Origin of the sequence: Pseudonocardia sp. SID8383 (assembly GCF_009864975.1) — a bacterium.
In the GTDB taxonomy this organism is placed as follows: domain Bacteria; phylum Actinomycetota; class Actinomycetes; order Mycobacteriales; family Pseudonocardiaceae; genus Pseudonocardia; species Pseudonocardia alni.
The window spans coordinates 1-3,149 of sequence record NZ_WWFY01000048.1; the positions used below are offsets into that span (position 1 = coordinate 1).

Annotated in this window: 5 protein-coding genes; 4 read left to right on the forward strand and 1 reads right to left on the reverse strand. The window is 75.1% G+C overall.

Annotated features, from left to right (window positions below; genetic code table 11):
* The 4 genes from GTW08_RS01415 to GTW08_RS01430 form a co-directional block, all read left to right on the forward strand.
* A partial coding sequence (locus tag GTW08_RS01415; protein ID WP_161151281.1) for a Nif3-like dinuclear metal center hexameric protein occupies positions 1-316 on the forward strand: 316 nt, incomplete at its 5' end.
* Complete coding sequence (locus GTW08_RS01420) at positions 313-1,038, forward strand: zinc ribbon domain-containing protein (RefSeq protein ID WP_073577069.1); 726 nt, start codon at positions 313-315, stop codon at positions 1,036-1,038. The genes GTW08_RS01415 and GTW08_RS01420, both read left to right, overlap by 4 nt.
* 2 nt (positions 1,039-1,040) lie before the next feature.
* Positions 1,041-2,186 carry a bifunctional RNase H/acid phosphatase gene (locus GTW08_RS01425; RefSeq protein WP_202416250.1) on the forward strand — a complete coding sequence of 382 codons (1,146 nt, stop codon included), beginning with the start codon at positions 1,041-1,043 and terminating at the stop codon, positions 2,184-2,186.
* A 187-nt stretch (positions 2,187-2,373) separates the two neighbouring features.
* Positions 2,374-2,541: a hypothetical protein gene (locus GTW08_RS01430; RefSeq protein ID WP_020622575.1), complete on the forward strand. Its 168-nt coding sequence runs from the start codon at positions 2,374-2,376 to the stop codon at positions 2,539-2,541.
* Between the two features lie 70 nt (positions 2,542-2,611).
* On the opposite strand, the gene GTW08_RS01435 is transcribed toward GTW08_RS01430, so the two are convergent.
* Positions 2,612-3,149, reverse strand: a 538-nt coding sequence (locus GTW08_RS01435; protein WP_275938964.1) for an ArsB/NhaD family transporter, incomplete at its 5' end; no start/stop codon positions are given.

Here is a 3,149-nt window from a genome sequence, read left to right on the forward strand (position 1 = left end):
CGCCGGGGACTCGGCCCTGGACTCGGCCGCCCGGGCCGGCGTCGACGCGTTCGTCACCGCCGACCTGCGCCACCACCCCGCGTCCGAGCACGCGCTCGCCGGGACCGGCCCCGGCGGCCCGACCCCCGCGCTGGTCGACGTCGCCCACTGGGCCTCGGAGTGGCCGTGGTGCGGGCAGGCGGCCGGGGTCGTGGCCGAGGCCCTCGCAGGTAGCGTCTCGGTCGCGGTCTCGCGGGCCCGTACCGACCCCTGGACCACCGCCGCCCCGAGCAGCGGATCCGACACGACAGCAGGACAACCGGAGGCGAGTGCATGAAGGCCGATCCCACCGCGCAGGCGAAGCTGGTGACGCTGGCCGAGGTGGACGCCGAGATCGGCCGGCTCACCCACCGGCGCTCGACGCTGCCCGAACTCGCGCAGCTGGACGAGGCCGAGCAGCGGGTCCGTGCGGCGCGCGACGCCCTGGTCCGCGCCGAGACCCGCGCCGGTGACCTCGACCGCGACATCGCCCGGCTCGAACGCGACATCGACGGTGTCCGGGCCCGCACCGAGCGCGACCACACCCTGCTCGCCGGCTCGGGCATCTCCGCGAAGCAGGCCACCGAGCTGCAGCACGAACTCGACACCCTCGCCCGCCGCCAGGGCGTCCTGGAGGACGAGCAGCTGGGGATCATGGAGGAGCGCGAGGCCGTCGGGATCGAGCTCGACCACGCCCGCGGCGAGCTGGCCGAGGCCGAGACCGCCCTCGGCGAGGTGACCGCGAAGCGCGAGTCCGCCGAGGGCGACATCGACGCCACCCGCGCCGGGCGCGACCGCGCCCGCACCGAGGTCGTCGCCGCGTTGCCCGCGGACCTGCTCGCCGACTACGAGCGCATCCGCGCCGGCGGCCGGGTCGCGGCCGGACAGCTGCGCGAGTCCCGCTGCGGCGCGTGCCGGCTCGAGCTCGACCGGACCTTCCTCGGGCAGGTCCGCACGGCGGCCGCCGACGAGGTCGTCCACTGCGAGGAGTGCGGCGCGATCCTGGTGCGTGGCAGGTGAGGCTGGTCGTCGAGGCGGACGGCGGCTCCCGCGGCAACCCCGGGCCCGCCGGCTACGGCGCGGTCGTGCTCGACGCCGGCGCACGCCAGGTGCTCGGTGAGGTCTACGACGGCCTCGGGACCACCACCAACAACGTCGCCGAGTACCGCGGCCTGATCGCCGGGCTGAGGGCCGCCCGCGACCTGGGGGCCACCGAGGTCGAGGCGCGGATGGACTCCAAGCTCGTCGTCGAGCAGATGAGCGGGCGCTGGAAGATCAAGCACCCGCCGCTGCAGGAGCTCGCCGACACCGCCCGCGAGCTGGCCGCGGGCTTCGACGCGGTCACCTTCGTGTGGATCCCGCGCAAGGACAACGCCCGCGCCGACGCGCTCGCCAACCGGGCGATGGACGGGGAGTCGAACCCCAGCCTGGACCCGTCCGGCGCGGTGGGACCGGCGCCGAAGCCGCCCGCGAACGCGACCGCGTCGACGGACTCCGCGGCCGCCGCGGCCGCGTGGACCGGGCAGACGGGCTCCCCGACGCGGCTGATCCTGCTGCGCCACGGCCAGACCGAGCTGTCGGTCGAGCGCCGCTACTCCGGCCACGGCGATCCCGAGCTGACCGAGCTGGGCCAGAAGCAGGCCGCCGCCGCGGCCCGCGCGCTGGCGACCCGGCTGTCGGGCCAGGGCGTCGAACCGGCCGTGGTGCTGTCCTCGCCGCTGCGCCGGGCCCGCCAGACCGCGGCCGCCGTCGCCGAGACGACCGGGGCCGACCTCGAGGTCCGCGACCGCCTGATCGAGACCGACTTCGGTGGCTGGGAGGGTCTCACCTTCACCGAGGCCCGCGAGCGCGACCCCGAGCTGCACGGCCGCTGGCTCGGATCCGCCGACGTCGAACCGCCGGGCGGCGAGAGCTTCCGCGCGGTGGGGGAGCGGGTCGAGGCCGAGCGGGCCCGGATCGTCGAGGAGTTCGCCGGTCGGACGGTGGTCCTGGTCAGCCACGTCACGCCGATCAAGATGCTGCTGCGCACCGCGCTCGGCGCCGGCGACGAGGTGCTCTACCGCATGCACCTGGACCTGGCCTGCCTCAACATCGCCGACTTCTACCCCGACGGGGGCGCCTCGGTGCGTCTGGTCAACGAGACGTCCTACCTGGACGACCTCCGGTAGTCACCGGCCCGTCACCGCCTGCTGGATCGATACCGTCCTGCCCCGTTCGGGCGGTGTCGACTCCGGACAGTTGTCCCCCTTCCTCACCTGAGCGATGCTTCGTGTGCACCGTACGGGGTGGTCAACCTACGGAGCGTGAACGACAGTCTCGGTGTCGGCGGGGAACAGGGAGACGGTGAGGACAGCGATGTCGCAGATCCACGAGCACGACTACGGCTACGACCTGGCACACGAGATGAAGGTGATCGCGCGGCTGCCCCAGCAGCGGCGCGGCAGCTCACGCCCGATGGGTGTCCCGGCCCGCGAGATGGACCCGGACACCGACCTCGGCCACGACATGGCCCACGAGTTCTGATCCCTGCCCACCGTCCGCGACCGGCCCCGCCCCTTCCGGGTGGGGCCGTCGTGCCGTCCGGGCCGTGCCGCTACCGGGGAAGCACCGCGAGCCCGGCCCAGAGCGCGGTCGTCGCGGCGAGCAGGCCCAGCGGGACGGTGAGCACCCCCAGGCGCAGGAACGTGCCGAGCTGCGGCGGGTCGCCGTAACCGGTGGCGATACGCCGCCACAGCAGCGTCGCGAGCGACCCGGCGTAGGTCAGGTTCGGCCCGATGTTGACGCCCAGCAGCATCGCCAGCACCAGGCCGGGGTGCGCGGCCGGGCCGAGTGCGGTGAGCAGCACCAGCGTCGCGGGCAGGTTGTTCACCACGTTCGCCAGCACCGCCGCGACGGCCGCGGTGACCAGCAGCCCGGTCAGGTCCGGGGTGGCGGGCAGCAGCGCACCGATCCAGCCCGACAGCCCCTGCGCACCGATCCCGGCGACGACCACGCCCAGGGCCAGCACGAACAGGCAGAACCCGGGGGAGGCCGCGGCGACCAGGCGCAGCGGCCCGGTCTCGCGCCGCACCAGCGCCCGCACCGCCAGCACCGCGGCCCCGGCTGCGGCGACCCAGCCCGGTTCGACGCCC

What these genes read in the sequence shown, in the direction of transcription:
- GTW08_RS01420 (WP_073577069.1), top strand. Translation starts at nt 313, where the DNA reads ATGAAGGCCGATCCCACCGCGCAGGCGAAGCTGGTGACGCTGGCCGAG.
- GTW08_RS01430 (WP_020622575.1), top strand. Translation starts at nt 2,374, where the DNA reads ATGTCGCAGATCCACGAGCACGACTACGGCTACGACCTGGCACACGAG.